This is a genomic window from Nostoc sp. UHCC 0252, assembly GCF_034931145.1.
In the GTDB taxonomy this organism is placed as follows: Bacteria; Cyanobacteriota; Cyanobacteriia; order Cyanobacteriales; family Nostocaceae; genus Nostoc.
This window is the reverse complement of record NZ_JAYGHE010000013.1, coordinates 68,881-87,792: the sequence shown is the minus strand read 5'-3', so window position 1 is coordinate 87,792 and position 18,912 is coordinate 68,881. Positions and strand designations below refer to the sequence as shown.

The 18,912-nt window shown below is 39.6% G+C and carries 13 protein-coding genes; 11 read left to right on the top strand and 2 right to left on the bottom strand.

Annotated elements, in window-relative coordinates; genetic code table 11:
- Positions 1-22: 22 nt before the first annotated feature.
- Positions 23-1,753: a hypothetical protein gene (locus VB732_RS11060; protein WP_323230884.1), complete on the bottom strand. Its 1,731-nt coding sequence runs from the start codon at positions 1,751-1,753 to the stop codon at positions 23-25.
- A 388-nt stretch (positions 1,754-2,141) separates the two neighbouring features.
- Here VB732_RS11060 and VB732_RS11055 point away from each other — a divergent pair, with 388 nt between their 5' ends.
- The 5 genes from VB732_RS11055 (at position 2,142) to VB732_RS11035 (ending at position 9,560) form a co-directional block, all read left to right on the top strand.
- Positions 2,142-2,609 (top strand): MarR family transcriptional regulator, encoded by a 468-nt coding sequence (locus VB732_RS11055; protein WP_323230883.1) that lies wholly within the window; start codon positions 2,142-2,144, stop codon positions 2,607-2,609.
- Between the two features lie 157 nt (positions 2,610-2,766).
- Positions 2,767-4,203 carry an HlyD family secretion protein gene (locus VB732_RS11050; RefSeq protein ID WP_323230882.1) on the top strand — a complete coding sequence of 479 codons (1,437 nt, stop codon included), beginning with the start codon at positions 2,767-2,769 and terminating at the stop codon, positions 4,201-4,203.
- Between the two features lie 119 nt (positions 4,204-4,322).
- A complete protein-coding gene (locus VB732_RS11045; RefSeq protein ID WP_323230881.1) occupies positions 4,323-5,585 on the top strand; it encodes an MFS transporter in 1,263 nt (420 codons plus the stop codon).
- Between the two features lie 104 nt (positions 5,586-5,689).
- Entirely contained in the window at positions 5,690-7,270 is a 1,581-nt protein-coding gene (locus VB732_RS11040) for a DHA2 family efflux MFS transporter permease subunit (protein WP_323230880.1), read from the top strand.
- Positions 7,271-8,378: 1,108 nt separating this feature from the next.
- Positions 8,379-9,560 (top strand): hypothetical protein, encoded by a 1,182-nt coding sequence (locus VB732_RS11035; RefSeq protein ID WP_323230879.1) that lies wholly within the window; start codon positions 8,379-8,381, stop codon positions 9,558-9,560.
- Positions 9,561-10,202: 642 nt separating this feature from the next.
- Here the strand turns inward: VB732_RS11035 and VB732_RS35960 are convergent.
- A complete protein-coding gene (locus VB732_RS35960) occupies positions 10,203-10,445 on the bottom strand; it encodes a hypothetical protein (RefSeq protein WP_416235736.1) in 243 nt (80 codons plus the stop codon).
- Positions 10,446-11,223: 778 nt separating this feature from the next.
- On the opposite strand from VB732_RS35960, the gene VB732_RS11025 reads away from it, so the two are divergent.
- From VB732_RS11025 to VB732_RS11000, 6 genes are all read left to right on the top strand, one after another.
- Positions 11,224-12,426 (top strand): ABC exporter membrane fusion protein, encoded by a 1,203-nt coding sequence (locus tag VB732_RS11025; protein WP_323230878.1) that lies wholly within the window; start codon positions 11,224-11,226, stop codon positions 12,424-12,426.
- Complete coding sequence (devC, locus tag VB732_RS11020) at positions 12,423-13,598, top strand: ABC transporter permease DevC (protein ID WP_323230876.1); 1,176 nt, start codon at positions 12,423-12,425, stop codon at positions 13,596-13,598. The genes VB732_RS11025 and devC overlap by 4 nt, the downstream gene beginning before the upstream one ends.
- A 9-nt stretch (positions 13,599-13,607) precedes the next feature.
- Positions 13,608-14,327, top strand: a complete 720-nt coding sequence (locus VB732_RS11015) for a DevA family ABC transporter ATP-binding protein (protein WP_323230875.1) — start codon at positions 13,608-13,610, stop codon at positions 14,325-14,327.
- A 42-nt stretch (positions 14,328-14,369) separates the two neighbouring features.
- Positions 14,370-15,083, top strand: a complete 714-nt coding sequence (locus tag VB732_RS11010; protein ID WP_323230874.1) for an AraC family transcriptional regulator — start codon at positions 14,370-14,372, stop codon at positions 15,081-15,083.
- A 561-nt stretch (positions 15,084-15,644) separates the two neighbouring features.
- Positions 15,645-17,282, top strand: a complete 1,638-nt coding sequence (locus VB732_RS11005) for an NAD(P)/FAD-dependent oxidoreductase (protein ID WP_323230873.1) — start codon at positions 15,645-15,647, stop codon at positions 17,280-17,282.
- A gap of 109 nt (positions 17,283-17,391) precedes the next feature.
- Positions 17,392-18,840: a cytochrome P450 gene (locus VB732_RS11000; protein WP_323230872.1), complete on the top strand. Its 1,449-nt coding sequence runs from the start codon at positions 17,392-17,394 to the stop codon at positions 18,838-18,840.
- Positions 18,841-18,912 lie beyond the last annotated feature (72 nt).

Here is an 18,912-nt window from a genome sequence, read left to right as displayed (position 1 = left end):
CACTTAACCCAAGCGTATTATTTTAACTCTTAATTGCTTTAATACATTCTGTTTTGAGAAGCACTAAATTATCGGTCTCAACAACTCGACAAGAGTTAATTAACGTCGCTAAAACAGGTAGAGAATTATTCTGTAACTTAGCGCTGGCTTGTTGCGCTACTGGCTGATATTGTTGTAGCCAAGTATTTTTAGTTATATATTCTGGAGTGAATGCAGAACGTTCTAATAACCAAAAAGTTACCTGGTATTTTTGGATAAAGTCTTTAATCTGATTAATATCTTCACTATATTGGGCATTGATAAGATCAAGCATCCGCCTGCTAAACTGAGCATAATATTTTGTATGGATTGGTAAAGCATATTCTTTACCTACCAAAATTGTTCTTTTAGCAAAGATAGGTATGTTATCTGCTTCTTCTGAGGTAGAGGCTATGACAATATTTTGTGGTTGCTTTTGCAAAAACTCATATAATGCTGGGACTTGACCCTCTACATAAGGGGTTTTGGGAAAAGTTTTTAAGCTGCTAGGGTAAAAAACTAGTCCTGCACCAAGGATAACAATAGTACCCAATATAAAAATTTGTCTCTCATTTTGTCTTGACCATCGCAATATAGCATCTAAAATCAAGGTAATAGAAATTGCTGCTGCAATAGCAAGTACCATCTTAAAAGTATGATGGGTGTAACGGCTAGGCCAGTGCAGTTTAAAAGCTAATAGATGGGCAGTAAAAAACATTATCAAACTAGCTATTACTACCTGTAGTAATAATTTGACTTCATCATTTAATTGCTTTGCGAGGAAAAAGCGAGATTGAAATTTCAGGATAACTGGCAAGAATAAGCCCAACAATAATTGCGGAGGCGAAATTAAAGCAAAAAAACCGCTATCTCTACCATCAAACCAATAACTAATAATATTATGGCTAAAATATCTAAACCTTCCTCCATCCCAGTACTCTGGCATCGTTCTCGCAACAGCAGCAGTAATTGTAGGGCCAAATTGTGATGATTGAATAGCAAAAGTTAAAATCACAATCCCAGCAATTATTGTGCTGGCTGCAAATAAAATAAAATCTTTTCGGTTTCGAGAAATATTTATCTGCCTATTTTGCCAACTAAATAATCTTATAAATAAAATTAATAACTCAATAAAAGCTATTAAAGGATATATTGAGGCTTGGAGTAAAATTACAATTAATATACCAAACCTCGAAGACCGTATTAAATAATATAAAAAAGCCAAGAATAGAGGATAAATAAAATCTCTAGGGGTAGCAGAAAATAAATCATCCTGGAGGCAAAGACTTTGATTTAAAAGTAAGGAGGCAATAAACCCCATCATTGGTACTGGCAATATCTCCATACAGACTGCAAAGCAATAGCTAGTTGTAATTATTCCCAGTACTATTGGAAAAATTTTGCTGAATAAAATTAAATCAATATTTAAAGCCGCAATTATTTTATAAAAAATCCCATATCCAATTGGTGTTACCGACTGGAAATAATCAGCAATTAAATCCCCAGGAAATAAATCTGGGTTAATGTAACGATACATCCAAGAAATATATTCCCGTGCATCGTCGCTAACGATATATTGGCTGATGAAAGCTTTTCGCAGCCCCATAAGAATATAACCAACAGCAAAAGTTAGACTTAAACTGTACCAAAAGATAACACTAAATCTAGATTTATTTTGTCTGTTTGTTTGAGTAATAGGTGTTGTTAAAAGTTTTTGTAATTGTGGAATTAGCATTGGGCACATCTATCTCTGAATAAACTAATAAGAAAATTTAAGACAGCAATTTATCATATACACCATAACGATTAAACGAACCGCCCAACGGGAAAACCAGTCGCCTACGGTGGGAAACCCGCCTACAGCGCTGGTTCACCAAGTACGCCAAGAATAGAGAGTTACTCATTTAGTGCAGCTTCACATTAAATTGGTATTACGCAAATAAATTCGTAAATCAAAGCGAATTGCTATAGTTGATTGAGTACTAGTGCTTACTATTACCACATTCTTGGCACTATCAAAAATTCTTTATTCAATTTATTCCCTAAGACAGATGCAAAAAAACTATTGCTAAAAAAGACTAATTTCGTTATGATAATAGTACGTACACTAAGTATTGTGCTAAATGGTTTCTACATCTAATCATTCCCCAGCTTTAGATTCGTGGCAGCAAAATCTCGCACCATACAATTTGGGCTACAGAATCAAATTAGTCTCGCAACTGCTCGGACGCAAGTTTACTGAGAGGTTAGAACCTTTTGGACTTACACCATTTCACTGGCTGGTGTTGTGCTGTTTGTGGCAAGAAGATGGTTTACCTACTTCTAGTATTGGAGACAAACTCAAACAAGTGGGAGGGACTTTAACAGGCGTATTAGATCGCATGGAAGAACGCGGTTTAGTGCGTCGAGAACGCGACACTCACGATCGCCGCATCTGGCGAATTTGGCTCACGGATGCAGGTAAGGAACTAGAAACTATCTTACCGCCAATCGCCGCCGCAGTTCGGGATGAAGCGATGGATGGTGTTTCTTTTGCCGATCGCGAACTGTTTTCCCAAATCTTGAATCGGGCGATCGCTAACCTCTCCTAAAGATAGTCCCACAATCACCCGACCGGGGGAAGTGCCGTAAAAATTTATTTTGAGATAATACTACGCATACTAAGGAAATAAGATTTTTTTCAGAAAATATTACGCGTTCTAAATAAACGACTATTAATCAAATCATCGACCAAGCGAGTTAAGAATCATGAAAGCGAATACTTTTAACGGACGCAACCAAAACAAAACCCCAGTTATAGAAAAAGAATTGATTAGTGATTCAGAGATTTTAGAAGCTGTAACCCCAGAAGCACCTGAGATCGAGAAAGAAGTTCCACCGAAACGGAAAAAACCGACTGGTTTGATTTTGGCAGCCTTGGGTGTGGGTGCGATCGCCGCAGGTGGTTTTGGTTATAACTACTGGCAATATGCCTCCACTCATCAAGAAACAGACAACGCCACCGTTGCAGGAAACATTCACCAAGTTAGTAGCCGGATTCCGGGAACTGTAAGTCAAGTGCTAGTGAATGATAACCAACTGGTGCAACCGGGACAGTTGTTAGTGAAATTAGATCCACGGGACTATGAAAGTAAGGTGCAACAGGCACAAGCAGCCTTAGAAAATGCACGTGGACAAGCCCAAGCCGCCCAAGCAAATATTGCCTTAACTTCACAAACCACCACTGGTAAGACAACTCAAGCGCAGGGGGATGTTAGCGGCGCGGTAGCAGCAATTTCCACAGCCCAAGCAGCAGTACAAGAAGCCCAAGCAGGGATACCAGCCGCCCAAGCTGAAGTCAGACTAGCCGAAGCAGGGATTCCCGCCGCCCAAGCGCAGGTAGCGCAAACAAATGCGAATTTGGAAAATGCCCAAGCAGATTACAATCGTTACAACGAATTGTATAAAAACGGTGCGATCGCTCGCCAGCAATTAGACGCAGCCAAGGCCGCTTTTAATGTAGCGACGGCACAAAGAAACGCCGCTATTCAAGGAGTAGAACAAGCCCAAGCCAAGTTAGCCTCTGCGAGAGTTGGTGTTGCCAAAGCCCAGTCTCAGTTAGCACAGGCGCAAGAAAATGTCACTAACGCCCAAGCTAAATTGGCAGCATCCAGGGGAGGATTGCAACAAGCTACCGCAGGCGGACAAGATACAGCAGTAAAACGTAGTCAATACGAAGCGGCAAAAGCTGCGATCGCGCAATCGGAAGCAGCACTCAAAGACGCGCAATTGCAACTATCCTACGCCAATGTTACCGCCCCCAGTGCCGGACGAGTCGGTAGAAAAAGCGTGCAAGTTGGCAACCGAGTTGCAGTAGGAACACCATTAATGGCGATCGTGGATAATCAGTATTGGGTAATTGCGAACTTCAAGGAAACCCAATTAGAAAAGATGCGCCCAGGTGAGACAGCAGAAATCAAGCTCGATGCCTTCCCTCATCATACCTTTGTTGGTCGTGTTGAAAGTCTTTCGCCAGCTTCCGGCGCTCAGTTTGCCTTACTACCACCGGATAACGCTACAGGTAACTTTACCAAAGTTGTCCAACGCATTCCAGTCAAAGTAGTTTTTGAGCAAAAGAGCATTCAAGGGTACGAATCGCGGATTACTCCGGGGATGTCTGCGGAAGTAGCTGTGGAAGTTAAGTAATGCCAAATTGCCTGCAAACCTCTTTCTTGTTATCAGATTCTCCTACATCTCTAGAGAGGCGTATAAAGATGAGGCGAAATGATATTTGTGAGAGCAGATTGGTATAAAACAAAGCTGACATGAAAAAACCGTTATTACTACCTGCTTTAAGGTCAAAAAACTACCAGCTATTTTTTGCTGGACAAGGTATTTCCCTAATTGGGACGTGGATGACACAACTTGCAACAATTTGGCTAGTTTATGACTTGACAAATTCCCCATTAATGCTGGGAATTGTGGGATTTTCAAGTCAAATTCCTAGCTTTTTTTTAGCTCCTTTTGGCGGAGTATTTGTAGATCGGTTTTCTCGGTATCATACCTTAATTGCTACACAAGTTTTGGCGATGATTCAATCATTAACATTAGCAGCGCTGGCGCTGACTGGTGTGATTCAGGTATGGCACATCATCGCCTTGAGCTTGTTTCAAGGATTTATTAACGCCTTAGATGCGCCAGCCCGTCAAGCATTTGTGCCAGAACTGGTTGAACGCAGAGAAGATTTAGCCAATGCGATCGCCATTAACTCTACAATGTTCAACGGTGCTAGATTAATTGGCCCTGCGATCGGAGGTTTACTAATTGCCAGAATTGGAACTGGCTATTGTTTCTTAATAGATGGTTTAAGCTACATTGCTGTACTCGCCGCTTTATTGGCAATGAAAGTCAAGCCTTGGAAAAATGTCGTGACTGACGGTAATCCTTTACAAAAAGTCAAAGAAGGATTTGTATATGCCTTTAGTTTTCCGCCCATCCGAGCCATCTTATTGCTATCAGCTTTAGTCAGCCTTATGGGGCTGCAAAATACTATTTTAGTACCAGTTATTGCAGAACAAGTTCTTAAAGGTGGTGCAGAAAGTTTGGGTTTTTTGATGGCGGCTTCTGGAGTTGGAGCTTTAACTGGTGGTATTTATCTAGCTACACGCCAAACAATCTTAGGAATTGGTAAATTGATTGCTTTAGCTCCAGCAATTTTAGGAATGGGTTTAATAGGCTTTTCTTTATCTCGATTTTTACCACTTTCTTTATTTACGATGTTATTTGTTGGCTTAGGTACAATTCTGCAAATTGCTGCTAGTAACACGTTTTTACAAACAATTGTTGAAGATGACAAACGCGGTCGATTGATGAGCTTATACACAATGTCATTTTTAGGGATGATTCCCATTGGTAATTTGTTGGGAGGTATCTTAGCCAGTCGTATTGGCGCACCTAACACTTTAATTATTGATGGTATAGCTTGTATTTTAGGCTCTATCTTTTTTAGCAGACAGTTGCCTGCTTTAAGGAAAATAATGCGTCCCATTTATGAGGAAAAGGGCATTTTAATGAGTAATAAAGCTTAGGCAAAACGCAAATAAATAGTTAGTATAAAAATCATCATAGAATAATTATTTGTACAAAAATAATTCTAAATTCTGTTGCTTAACCTTAAAACTGGAACAACACTATGGCTAATACAAGTGTAATTCGTCAGCAATCACCACCAGAACGTGTACCGCTAAAAACCTGGATTGGTGTATTAGCTAGTATGCTTGGTGCATTTATGGCGGTATTAGATATTCAAATAACTAATGCTTCACTGCAAGATATTCAAGCAAGTTTAGGAGCAACCTTAGAAGAAGGTTCTTGGATTTCTACAGCGTATCTAGTCGCAGAAATTGTGGTAATTCCTTTAACCGGATGGTTATCACGGGTGTTTTCTCTCCGACGTTATTTGATAGTAAATACTGCACTATTTATTTGCTTTTCTATATGCTGTGCTTGGTCGTGGGATCTAAATTCCATGATTTTATTTCGCGCCTTACAAGGTTTTAGCGGAGGAGTATTAATTCCCACCGCCATGACAGTTGTATTAACGACTTTACCCCAATCTAAACAATCAGTTGGACTGGCTGCATTTGGTTTTAGTGCAGTTTTTGCGCCTTCAATTGGCCCAACATTGGGAGGTTGGTTAACAGAAAATTTTGGTTGGGAATACAACTTTTATATAAATGTAATTCCAGGGGCATTAATGCTCGCTGGTGTTTGGTATGGAATTAAGCAAGAACGACCCCAAATTAATTTACTGAAACAAGGTGATTGGTGGGGAATTATTGCAATGGCTATTGGATTAGCTTCACTACAAGTTGTTTTAGAAGAAGGTAGCCGTAAAGATTGGTTTAGTTCAGCTTTGATTGTCCGCTTAAGTGTGGTCGCGGTGATTTTTTTGGCAATATTTTTCTATATTGAATTAACTCGTAAGCAACCATTTATTAATTTACGACTTGTGTTTAAACGTAACTTTGGTTTAGCGAGTATTGTCAATGTGTCACTAGGGATAGGGTTATATGGTTCAATTTATATTTTACCGTTGTATCTTGCCCAAATTCAAAAATACAATGCGCTGCAAATTGGTGAAGTGTTGATTTGGGCTGGTATTCCCCAACTGTTTATTATTCCCCTCATCCCCAAATTGATGCAACGCATTGATGTGCGTTTAATGGTGGCTGTTGGTGTGGCTTTGTTTTCTATCAGTGCATTCATGAACTCAGGAATGACTAATCAAACTGGATTAGATCAGTTACGATGGTCGCAATTTGTGCGTGCAATGGGACAACCCCTAATTATGGTTCCACTGACTTCTATCGCCACTGCTGGATTGAGTCCACAAGAAGCAGGATCGGCGAGTGGTTTATTTAATATGATGCGGAATCTGGGCGGTTCTATAGGAATTGCATCATTAGCAACTTTATTAACTAATAGAGAGCAATTTCACTCGAATAGATTGGGTGATGCAGTATCTTTATATAACCCAGAAACTCAACAGCGAATTGACCAAATGACACAGTATTTTGTCAGTCGGGGAGCAGATTTAAGTACAGCACAAAATCAAGCGATCGCATCCATATCTAACATAGTCCGCCAAGAAGCATTCGTGATGGCTTTTAACGATTGTTTCTACTTTATTGGCATTGCTTTATTACTAAGTGGTCTTGCTATTTTATTCTTCAAAAAGGTGAAAGCAACTGGTAGTGCTGTCGCTCATTAGATTTGTTCTATGGGTTATATCATGCTCGAAAAATGACTTGTGATATGTATTGTAAGTGCAACAACAAATCCTAAATGATTAGGAGAATGCGATCGCCATAATTTAGGAACTTAGAGATATTATATCAAGTTCGGGTAATTACTTATTAATAAAATCTATCTATGTTGGGTTTCGTTCCTCAACCCAACCTACAGATATTAGAAGTGTTTAACCGAACCTGATAAGTAGATAAACAAAGTTAATTACACAATGTCATTGCGAATGCAGTGAAGCGAAATGTTCGCGTAGCGTCTCGTAGAGATAGCAATCGCAAGGGCTGGGATTGCTTTGCTTCGCTCGCAATGACTGTAATTAATTTTGCGTGGTTACTTATTAATAAGGAAACACTTTTTGTAGAGTCAAGCCCAAGCATGAAGTGTTCCCCCGATCATACTAGTACAGCACGGCAGGAAATAAACTACTCATTTGAAATGTTTAAAACCCTTACGCAATGGTAATTACTAATTACGGATTACGCCCTATGGTATTATAGCCTCCTACTTGATAATGTACAGTTTGCCACTACTTAATGTGTTGAGATAAGTATATAGCAGAGATCATAGGCTTACATTTCGTGCCAGAATAACTTGCCAACGGTTCGGCGATCGCGCACACTCGGTAATTCCATCTAAAAAATCTAAATTTAACCGTATTTCTACTCAAGTCGTTCGGATTTTATGAAGCTATTCTGGCAATGAAACATAGTCAATATTAGATAGATTAAGGACTTGCAAGTTTAAAAGTAAGATCAACACCCCGATTTTGGAGAGAGACAAACCGACCAAAACTATCTCGGCTATTGAAAGGGCAAAAATTCCGATGGCATTTAATTACCTAAGTAAGCAGTTGATTTAGCTGCTCACTTAGGATTGCAAACATCTTCGTGAAATAATTAGACTTCTTACAAAAGTGAGGAATGGAGTTGTAAAGATTGTAGAGAAGAATGTAATTTCTTCTCACCCTTTAACATGCAAATATGCACCCCATCATCTCACAAAAGAAACTTTTGCAAGATGTCTAGTGATGTGAGGTTAAATCAAAAAAACAATAGAAATATAGAGGTATAACAATGTTCACTTATTCTAGCCCCGCAATCGCTACGTATCTTAATATTGCTTCTCCAAGAGCGGCTTGTGTCAACGGCAGCAAAGTCGCGGTTATTAATGCTGAGGGTATATGGGAAGTAGAAGCTAATGGCAAGAAAAAACTAATTCCAAATTCTTACCATGATGCTCGTGACTGTGCAGCTATTGATGGTAAAACCTATGTGCTAGCTGTTCCAACAGGATTAGTAAAAATAAAAACTGATGGAACCTCTCAAACAATAGTTAACAGTGTTGCTAAATCAATAACAAGAGTTAAATTTTTAGAGGGTAAATGGATTATTCATCAATCTGTAAATACTCTATCAATTTACGATTCAAATCTTAACTTCAAAGACAAACAGGATTACAAGGTAACTGAAGTAACAGATTTTGAATACAAAGATAATTATCTCTACATTAGTGGCTTTCAACAACAAAAGCGGTTAGGCGTTCCAGTCCAAATAGCTTTTCTTTACCGAAACGGTTTTAATGGCACAAGTATATTTAAACTGCCAAATTTGCCAGGGGATAATCAAGGTAAGCTTTGGGGTTACAATGCTGCCAGTCTTGCTCACGACATGGCAGATACCCGACTCAACAGATTATACATTTCTGGGAATAAACTCTACGTACTTGGTTCGGTCTATGGGGGTAATTCAATCTATAGGTGGAATGGTAAAGACCTCTTAACGCAAACTTTGATCACCACAGATAAATATACTAATGCTGCCCAAACTCGTGATGAGACAAAAGTTTACACAGGAATTGTTGATTTAACGTCATTCACTGTTGAACGCGGACAGCTTAGTTTTACAAGACTTCCCTCAACAGCAGGATTAGGAGACGGCAATAGCAATTTCCCTAAAACTATTTACTCAGATGGCACTGATATTTTTGTTGGATCTGTTGCTGGTTACGCAATTCCCAATAGAGATAGCCAAACATTCTTAGGGAAACCGATTTCACCTTACCGTGGCGATGCAAGTTTTTTAATTTTTCCGAATAATCTCAAGGCTCGCAAAGCTTGGTTTACACCTGGAAATGGTGAAATATTGCTATTTAATAATAAGTTTGCAGTAGTTAAAACAGGTAATGTTAATGATTTGTCTACAAATTCTGGAACTGCCCAAATCCTACCAAAAAATACTTATTTTATCAAGTTTTAACAGAGCGATCGCAACGATAACACCGCATCAACCCGATCCTCTACACGTTTAATCGCCAGCCGAGCGTAATATTTAACCCGCTCCCACCAAGAATCACTGGGCGTTGCTGAGTGAAAATATGAATTAGGCGATCGCTAACGGGTCATTTTATTCCAAAGATGTCTTACCCGAACCACGATGACAACACATTTAAGCCCAACCCAATCATCGTAGTTAGTAAAGTTGAGTTACATCTTACGCACTGTACAAATGCATCGTGATATGCATTACCTAAAATAGGGAGTTTTCAGGCTTTTCTTAATTATCCTGCGATGCCTACGGCGGTAAACTACGTAAATGCTGTAGGGGCACAGCATTGCTCATACGTGTCAACTTAACGTGAAACCCTTGTCAAAACGTGATGTTCAGTCCTCTGGCTTCCCATCACTATCCGCGTCACCCCACCCTAACCCTCCCCTTATAAAGGGGAGGGAACTAGATTTCTTTTTTCCCCCCTTGACAAGGGGGGATTAAGGGGGGTAAAACGCCTGTGGAATAAGCATTTGAGCTTAAGTTGACACCAATGAGCATTGCTGTGCCCTTACGAAATATGTGGTTTTTAAGCTTGATCCATATTTGGTATTTCTTGTCAATGCGTAAGTTCTAAAAATTTATTTGGTAAATAAAAGTGTGTTTATCTGGAGATAAACGCAAACTTTCACGTAAAATATTCGATTCATTTTTTAATATATTAATTTTAGCTAACGCTAAAACTATTGTTAAAGAGTTATTATCCATCGCGGCAAGAAACTGTTTATTTTTTATTCTACGTTTAACACGCTTCTTTTGAGTTAAAAGATTGACTGCAATTCTGAGAGGCATTATCTTTCCTAATCCGACAATCATCTTCTCGTAAAGCCTTATTTGATTAGGGTTTTGCTAAATTCTACTTTGATTCCGGCTCGTCAATATTTAGATGCGTTTGCTCTGCGGTTGCTTTTGAGTTGTCGGATGTAGCAGAGGTGGCTTAAAACACGCGCTTTCTTCCTCCTAGTCCTGAACGGCATTAAGATAAGCGTAAATCCATGATATTACTGGCTTTGGGAGTAGGGTATGGGGAATTAAACAAAATAAAATCCTCTAGTACGCACTCAACATTAATGTACTGTTAGCACTACACTCTACACCCTACGCCCTGCCCTGACCGGGTTTCGCCTTACCATTACTCCCTAACCCTTTGTTATCGAAAGCAGCGACTAATTAAGTTTAGCCTTAACTTTCTGATTTTAATTGGACAAAATTATTCAGAATTGGAAAACTCAATATAGCAGTCCTAAATCATTTGTGAAAATTCTATACCTCTTTCTTCTTTCTTCCCTTTGTGTCCTTGGCGTTCTTGGCGGTTCGTTTCCTTATCTATATTTTTCACGACTCATTTAGGATTGCTATATTACAGACCTCAATTCATTAAAACCGTGATCAAGACAGTTTTCTACAACACACTCAAGTTTTATCTTACGGCGATCGCATTATTAGCCATATCGAGTGCAGTTAATTAATTTAGGCAATACTTGAAGCTGCCAGTAGTAACAAGCTAAATTAACAAAACTTAACTCCTAAAAGCCTGTTACTCCATATTGAAACAGACTTGAGATTACTCCCAACTCAAATTAAATAATGCTTTATGGTGAAAGATACAATAGTCAAAAAATCCTCTGTTACAAAACCTCCGGTTCACCAATTGACCATTCTGGCGATCGCTGCAACTTTTTTAGTTGGCGGAGTTACAACTTATATGCTCTGGCGGTTTCAGTCATCTCAAGCTGGTGTTACCCAAACAGTAGAAGTCAACAATATACCCGAAGTCAAGACGGTAACTGCTTTGGGGCGTTTAGATCCTGGCGGTGAGGTAATTCAAGTTTCTGCTCCTACTTCATCCGAAGGTAGCCGAGTTGAACAATTACTTGTCAAAGAAGGTGATTTGGTAAAAACAGGTCAAGTGATTGCCATTTTGGATAGTCGCGCTCGCCTTCAAGCTGCTTTAGCAGAAGCCCAACAGCAGGTACGAATAGCGCAAGCCGAACTTGCTAGCATTAAAGCAGGGGCAAAAGTTGGAGAAATTGAGGCACAACGCGCACAAATCGCTCGCCTGGAAGTCGAGCGCCGCAATAACATAGAAGCCCAAACTGCTACAGTGGCTCGACTGGAAGCTGAATTCAGGAATGCTCAGGTCGAAAACCAGCGCTATCAGATGCTCAACCAGGAAGGAGCTATCTCTGCATCACTTAAGGATAGCAAACGTCTTAATTTTGAAACTGCTCAAGAGCAATTGCAAGAAGCCAGAGCAAATTTAAAGCGCATCCAATCAGGACAAAAACAACAACTCAATGAAGCCAAAGCCACGCTGAAACAAATTGCTGAAGTACGTCCAGTAGATGTCGAGGTTGCAGCCGCAAAAGTCAGTAGTGCTAAGGTTGCAGTTCAAAAAGCCCAGGCAGATTTAGAACAGGCTTACGTAAAAGCGCTACAGACAGGAAGAGTGCTTAAAATTCACACTTATCCAAGTGAACGGGTTTCTGATAAAGGAATTATAGAGTTCGGCAAAACAGGACAGATGTATGCGGTTGCTGAGGTTTACCAAAGTGATATCAGCAAAGTTCATGCAGGTCAACGAGCCAAAGCAATGAGTGATTCTCTACCAGAACAACTGCAAGGGACGGTAGAGCGGATTGGCTTAAGCGTAGTTCGCCAAAACGTGATTCATGCCGACCCAGCTGCTAACACTGATGCTCGGGTGATTGAGGTTTGGGTGCGTCTCGATCCAGCATCAAGTCAGAAAGTAGCACAGCTAACAAACCTTCAAGTGACGGTGGTAATTGAAATATGAAAGGTTTAATCCAACAATTACGGCAGCGAACACCTCTAGGATGGTTACAACTCAGTCATGAAAAAAGCCGTCTGTTGGTGGCACTATCCGGCATTGCTTTTGCAGATATACTGATGTTCATGCAGCTCGGTTTTATGAATGCGCTGTTTGATACTAGCGTTTTGCTCCACCGCCAATTAAAGGCTGACGCTGTACTAATCAGTCCCCAAGCCCGTGACTTAGCAAATATAGGAACTATTCCCCGGCGGCGGCTCTATCAAGCAATGGATGTGCCTGGGGTGAAATCAACCCAGCCTTTGTATATCAACTCTATAGATTGGAAGAATCCCCAAACCCAGCGCAAGACCTCTATGCTGGTAGTAGGTATGAATCCAGAGCGTATTACTGTTGATTTGCCAGAGGTTAACCAGAATTTAAAAAGTATCAAGTTGTCAGATACGGTTTTATTTGACCGAGCATCTAGAGGAGACTACAAAGAGATTATTGCCGAAATTGAACAGGGTAAAACTATCAAGACTGAAATTCAGCGACGTACTGTTACTATTAGTGGACTGTTTCAAATTGGCGCTTCCTTCTCTACCGATGGCACTTTAATTACCAGCGATCAGAACTTTTTGCGGTTCTTTCCTCAACGGCAGGCTGGGGCGGTTAGTTTGGGATTGATTCAGTTCAAACCAGGTGATGATCCAGTACAAGTTACATCTGCATTAAAAGCTTACTTGCCTGAAGATGTTCAAGTGCTAACACTTAAAGAATTTATTGACTCTGCAAAGGATTACGAAGCCAAAAATAGACCGATTGGTTTTATCTTTGGACTTGGTACTGTAGTCGGGTTTGTAGTTGGTATTGTGATTGTTTATCAGGTTCTTTCCACTGATGTAAATGCCCACATCAAGGAATATGCAACATTTAAAGCAATGGGTTATCGTACTTTTTACTTGTTGGGAGTCGTATTTGAAGAGGCGTTGATTCTGGCAGTATTGGGATTTTTACCTGGTGCGTCAATTGCCATAGGACTTTATCATTTGGTTCGTAATGCTACTAACTTGCCATTATCTATGCCGTTGTTAAGAGGAGTATTTGTGCTGTTACTAACATTAGTTATGTGTACTATTTCAGGAGCGATCGCCACCCGTAAACTTCAATCTGCTGACCCTGCTGATATGTTTTAGGTATACACCATGTTTCATAAGCCAGTCATTTCCATCCACAATCTCGATCACTTCTTTGGTCAAGGTCAACTCCGCAAACAAGTCTTATTCGACATCAATTTAGAAATTCATGCGGGTGAAATTGTGATTATGACCGGGCCTTCCGGTTCTGGTAAAACTACACTGCTCACCTTAGCTGGTGGATTGCGCTCTGCTCAGTCAGGAAGTCTACAGGTTTTAGGAAAAGAATTGTGTCATGCCAGTCCAGCAGAATTGGTACAGGTGCGACGCAACAACGGCTATATTTTCCAAGCTCACAATCTGCATGGTAGTCTAACTGCACTCCAGAACGTCAAAATGGGCTTAGAATTGCACAAAAATATTTCTTCAAAACGAATGCAACGGCGAGCAGCACAAATGCTGGAGCAGGTGGGATTAGAGCATCGGATAAATTACTATCCTGATGATCTTTCAGGTGGACAAAAGCAGCGAGTTGCGATCGCCCGTGCTTTGGTAAGCCATCCTAAAATTGTTCTGGCTGACGAACCAACTGCTGCTCTCGATAGTAAATCTGGTCGAGATGTCGTTAACCTGATGCAGCAGCTAGCAAAGGAACAAAGCTGTACTATCCTCATTGTTACCCACGACAACCGAATTTTGGATGTTGCAGATCGCATTGTCCAAATGGAAGACGGCAAACTGGTAAATAACTCAACGCAGATGTCAAATATTGAAATGTCTCACCGTTGAAGAGCATTCACAAAAAAGTAACTTTAAATAACTTCTAAAATCATGATCGCACAACTTGATGATTTCCATGTCTTGACTACGCTTTATCAAGATATTCTCAAAGCAACTATCCCCTTCATTTTTTTCACTACTAAGGTAGCTCATGTTGAAACTCGCAAAGGTATTGATCTAGAAATAAATGATTCTCAATCTCAGTCATGTACTTCAAGAAAATTATTGGCATTAATTGCTACCAAACTTGAAAAACAGACTCTCCTGAAACAGAATTTTGAGGCTTACGCTCAACAAATTCTAGAGCCATTACCTATTAATACTGTCAACACCACAACTCAGCAGTCAAATTATCAGTCTGTTCTCTTGCTCAAAGAAGTCTTTGACTTTATTGAAGCAAATTATAATCAACCAATTACCCTTGACGATGTAGCACAGGTAGTTGGTTACTCTCCAGCTTATTTGACTAACTTGGTACGACTACAAACTGGTAAAAGTCTTTACCGATGGATTACTCATCGACGGATGGCAGAAGCATATCTTTTGCTATTAGAAACAGACCAAAACTTAAATCAAATCTCTCTAAGCTTGGGTTATCAAAATACAGCTAGTTTCTGTCGTCAATTTCGCCAGATAAATGGCAAAACTCCTCATGTTTGGAGAACGATATGCCGCCGTTATCTTAGTCCAAAAGCGATTAGTGCTAAACAATTAATATCTCAATCAAAAGAATGGTTATTGCATTATAACTTTCAGGCAATCTAAGCAAGAGAGGCTTAGAAGCATAAGCCATATTTTATGAATTGCAATGTATAAAATTAAGTTTTTACAATGGCTGCAATGTTTAGTTTGAGCCATTTTTTGCTTTTAAAGCCAATACGGTTCAGTTAAGGAAAATTGTAGGTTGGGTTAAGCAAAGCGCAACCCAACAAAGCCCCGAAAATGTTGGGTTTCATTCCTCAACCCAACCTACGCATTTCAAGGCTTTTGGAACTAACTGAACCGTATTGCTTTTAAAGCATAGATATGAACTTACATTCTTTAAATTTTAAAATATTTTTTTTAATAAAATCAAAATAATTGTTCAGTTAATCAAAAAAATGATGATTGCAACTATCCTTTAAGACAATATAAACTTGAATTGTGAAAAGAAAACACTTGAATTTCTTCTAGAACAACACACTTGAAGACGTAAGCAGTTGCTGCATAACTTTTGATGCTTTGCTTTTTAATTGCAAGCGATCGCCATCACCAAAATGGAATTTACGCTCTTATTAAAATATATCAATCCGCAACCAATCTAATCAATTCAAAACTCAAGAGATCATGCAAAAAAACAAACATTTTGACACTATCATTCTCGGAGCAGGAATTGCCGGAACAACCTTGGCTAGTATTTTAGCTAAAAATGGTTTTAGCGTATTGCTACTCGAAAAAGGTACTCATCCTCGCTTTGCAATTGGTGAAGCCATGTTGCCTGAAAGTGCATTGTGGATGTGGATTGTTGCAGAACGTTTTGGTATACCAGAACTTAAGAATTTAACTCAAGTTGAAACAATTCAGCAATACGTATCATCTGGTTGCGGCGTAAAACGTTTACTTGGGTTTGTTTACCATAAAGAAGGCGAGAAACAAAATCCAGATGAAGCACATCAACTGATTTCGCCATCTTCCTCTTTGATATCTGAAAGCCACCTCTTCCGCCCAGATGTTGACCATTATATGTTGAAAGTAGCCATCAATTATGGCGTTGAATATCATGACTTAACTGAAGTACAGGACATTGATTTTCAAGAAGATGGCGTACAAGTACGTATCAAAGATGGAGAAGAATATTCTGCTCGCTTTTTAGTCGATGGCTCCGGTTTCCGTTCTCTAGTTGCTGAAAAATTCAATCTCCGCGAAAAACCAACTCGTTTAAGAACCAACACTCGCGGTATCTTTACCCATGTAGCTAATTTACCAGCCTACGATGATTGTATACCGCAAGAAGACTTGCCAGGACAAAGTTGTAAATGGCAAGAAGGAACATTACATCATGTATTTGATGGGGGCTGGATATGGGTCATTCCCTTTGACAACCACAGTCTTTCAGAAAGCTCTTTGTGCAGTGTTGGGTTAATGCTCAATGGATATAAGTATCCGAAAAAAGACATCGATCCAGAACAAGAATTCTACAGTATTATCGAGCAGTTCCCAAGTATTGCTAAACATCTTAAAGACCTGAAACCAGTACGTAAATGGGTCAGTACCGATAGGATTCAATACTCATCTACACATGCAGTAGGACATCGTTATGCTCTGTTGAGTCATTCTTATGGTTTTATTGATCCTCTATACTCAAGAGGTTTTATCAGCACCTTTGAAACTGTTCATTCTCTAGCCGGTCGATTATTAGAGGCTTTGAAAGATGATGACTTCAGCGTTGAGCGATTTACCCATGTAGAAAAATTGCTAGCAACAAAAATTGATCACAACGACCAGATACTCTATAACACTTTCCGATCAATGTCGCACTTTCCACTATGGAATGCAATGACTCAACTTTGGTTAGCTTACTTAATTCTTAGTGATGTCTATCTGTTCCGTAGTTGCTTAAAATCTATAGCTAGTAGTAGTTCATCACCTTTTATAGAGCTTGATCAAGAAGAGCCTTATCCTATGGCTAAAGCTCCCTTCGCTGAGACTTTCCAAACTGTCTTGGATAGTTACGAAGTGTTATTAGATAAAGTTGATGCAGGAGAAATACCTGTAGAAGAAGCTGCTAATCAGATGCTCTCTCTTCTCAAGCAATCTGATATGTTACCGCAATCAGTTTACCCTTGGGGAAATCCTCAAGCACGACACGTTGATTTCCGTGCATATCCAGAACCAATCAAGCCATTGGTTTCTTCGGGTGCAGACGATATTCCATTAGCTTTACTTAAAGAGTTTTTTGATATTAAAGTACCACAACCTGTATAGACGGGCTAGAAAAGTCTCTCCGATATTGGAGAGACTACAAAGAGGACAAATAATGTGCAATGTGTTTTAGAGAATTGAGACAACAGCAACATAAATAAAAGAGATTACTATGCTATTGCAATCAAAACCTTCTACCCCAACAAGAAATACTCCACTTCCAGGGCCGCGTGGTTTACCCATCATTGGGAACCTGCCAATCATGGGTAAATACCCATATCAAACATTCACTAACCTAGCGAAACAGTACGGTAACGTCTTTCAAATACGTATTTTTTCTCAAACTATTGTTGTACTCAATGGACTTGAGACAATTAAAGAGGCTTTACTAAAACAACAAGGCGATTTTGCTGGTAGACCAAACTTTTACACTCTCAAAAATGCAGTTAGAGGTAGGGCTATTGGTGGTAGGGATTATGGTTTGCTATGGAAAAGGCATCGGGAAATTACTACTAATGCTCTGCATAAATTCGTTACCAGTAAAATAAGCTCCATTGAACAGCAAGTAATGGAGGAAGCAGCCGAATTAGTAAATATTCTCCTGAGCTATCAAGGTCAACCTTTCGATCCGGAGATAGAGGTAAATCTGTCTGTTGCAAATGTTATGCTCCAGATTTTGTTTGGAGAAAGATGTAGCCGTGACGATCAAGATTTTATTGGCTTTGTCAAATTTGCTAAGGATTTTCCGCAAAATACGGCAGGGACTTTATTAGCTGATTTTGTACCACAGACCCGTATATTTTTTGAAAATTTTGGACAAGGGTTATCGAAGTGGTATAACGCCCTGATTCATCTAGAAAAATTGATTTTAAAGAAGTTAAAAGAATATCGGGACTCATACGATCCCGAAAACCTCAGAGGTATGGTAGATGCGCTCATTAAAGGCACTAATGAGTTAAACGAGTTCGATAAGCAAACCTTGGGACTTACCGAAAAGGTGATTGTGGAAGGAACACCGCAAGAAATGATGGGTACAGGATTACTGCCCATTGCACCGCTAATTCGTTGGGCGATGTTATATGTGATTGCTGACCCAGATATTCAGACCAAAATCCACCAAGAACTAGATACAGTCGTGGGTAGAGAGCGACAAGTATGCATGGCCGATCGCAAAAAATTGCCATTTACAGAAGCCTGCATTCATGAGATGCTACGACATGCTCATTCCTTTCCTCTGGCTCTCCCAAGCGCTACTACAATTGATACCACTATCAATGGTCACTTCATTCCCAAAGATACGCCTGTGTTCGTTAATCTTTATAGCTTGACCCGTGATGAACGTTTTTGGCATGAGCCGGAAAAATTCAACCCATACCGATTTCTCACTGACACAGGAGAAGTTAGAGAAGATTTGCTAGATAAATATTACCCATTTGGAATTGGCAAACGTCGCTGTTTCGGAGAGTATTTAGGACGGCTTGAGCTATTCACTTTCATCGCTAGTCTAATGCAGAAATGCACCTTTGAAAAAGTTCCAGGAGAAAAATTGAATTTTGAAGGTACAGCAGGAGCTATTTTAATGCCGGAGGGTTTTCAAGTTATCATCAAGCCGCGATTCTAGATTTGAGTTCAACAAACTAAGTCTAATTTAAAGGTTGAAGGTAATAAATACAACAAATATGCGATATTCCTC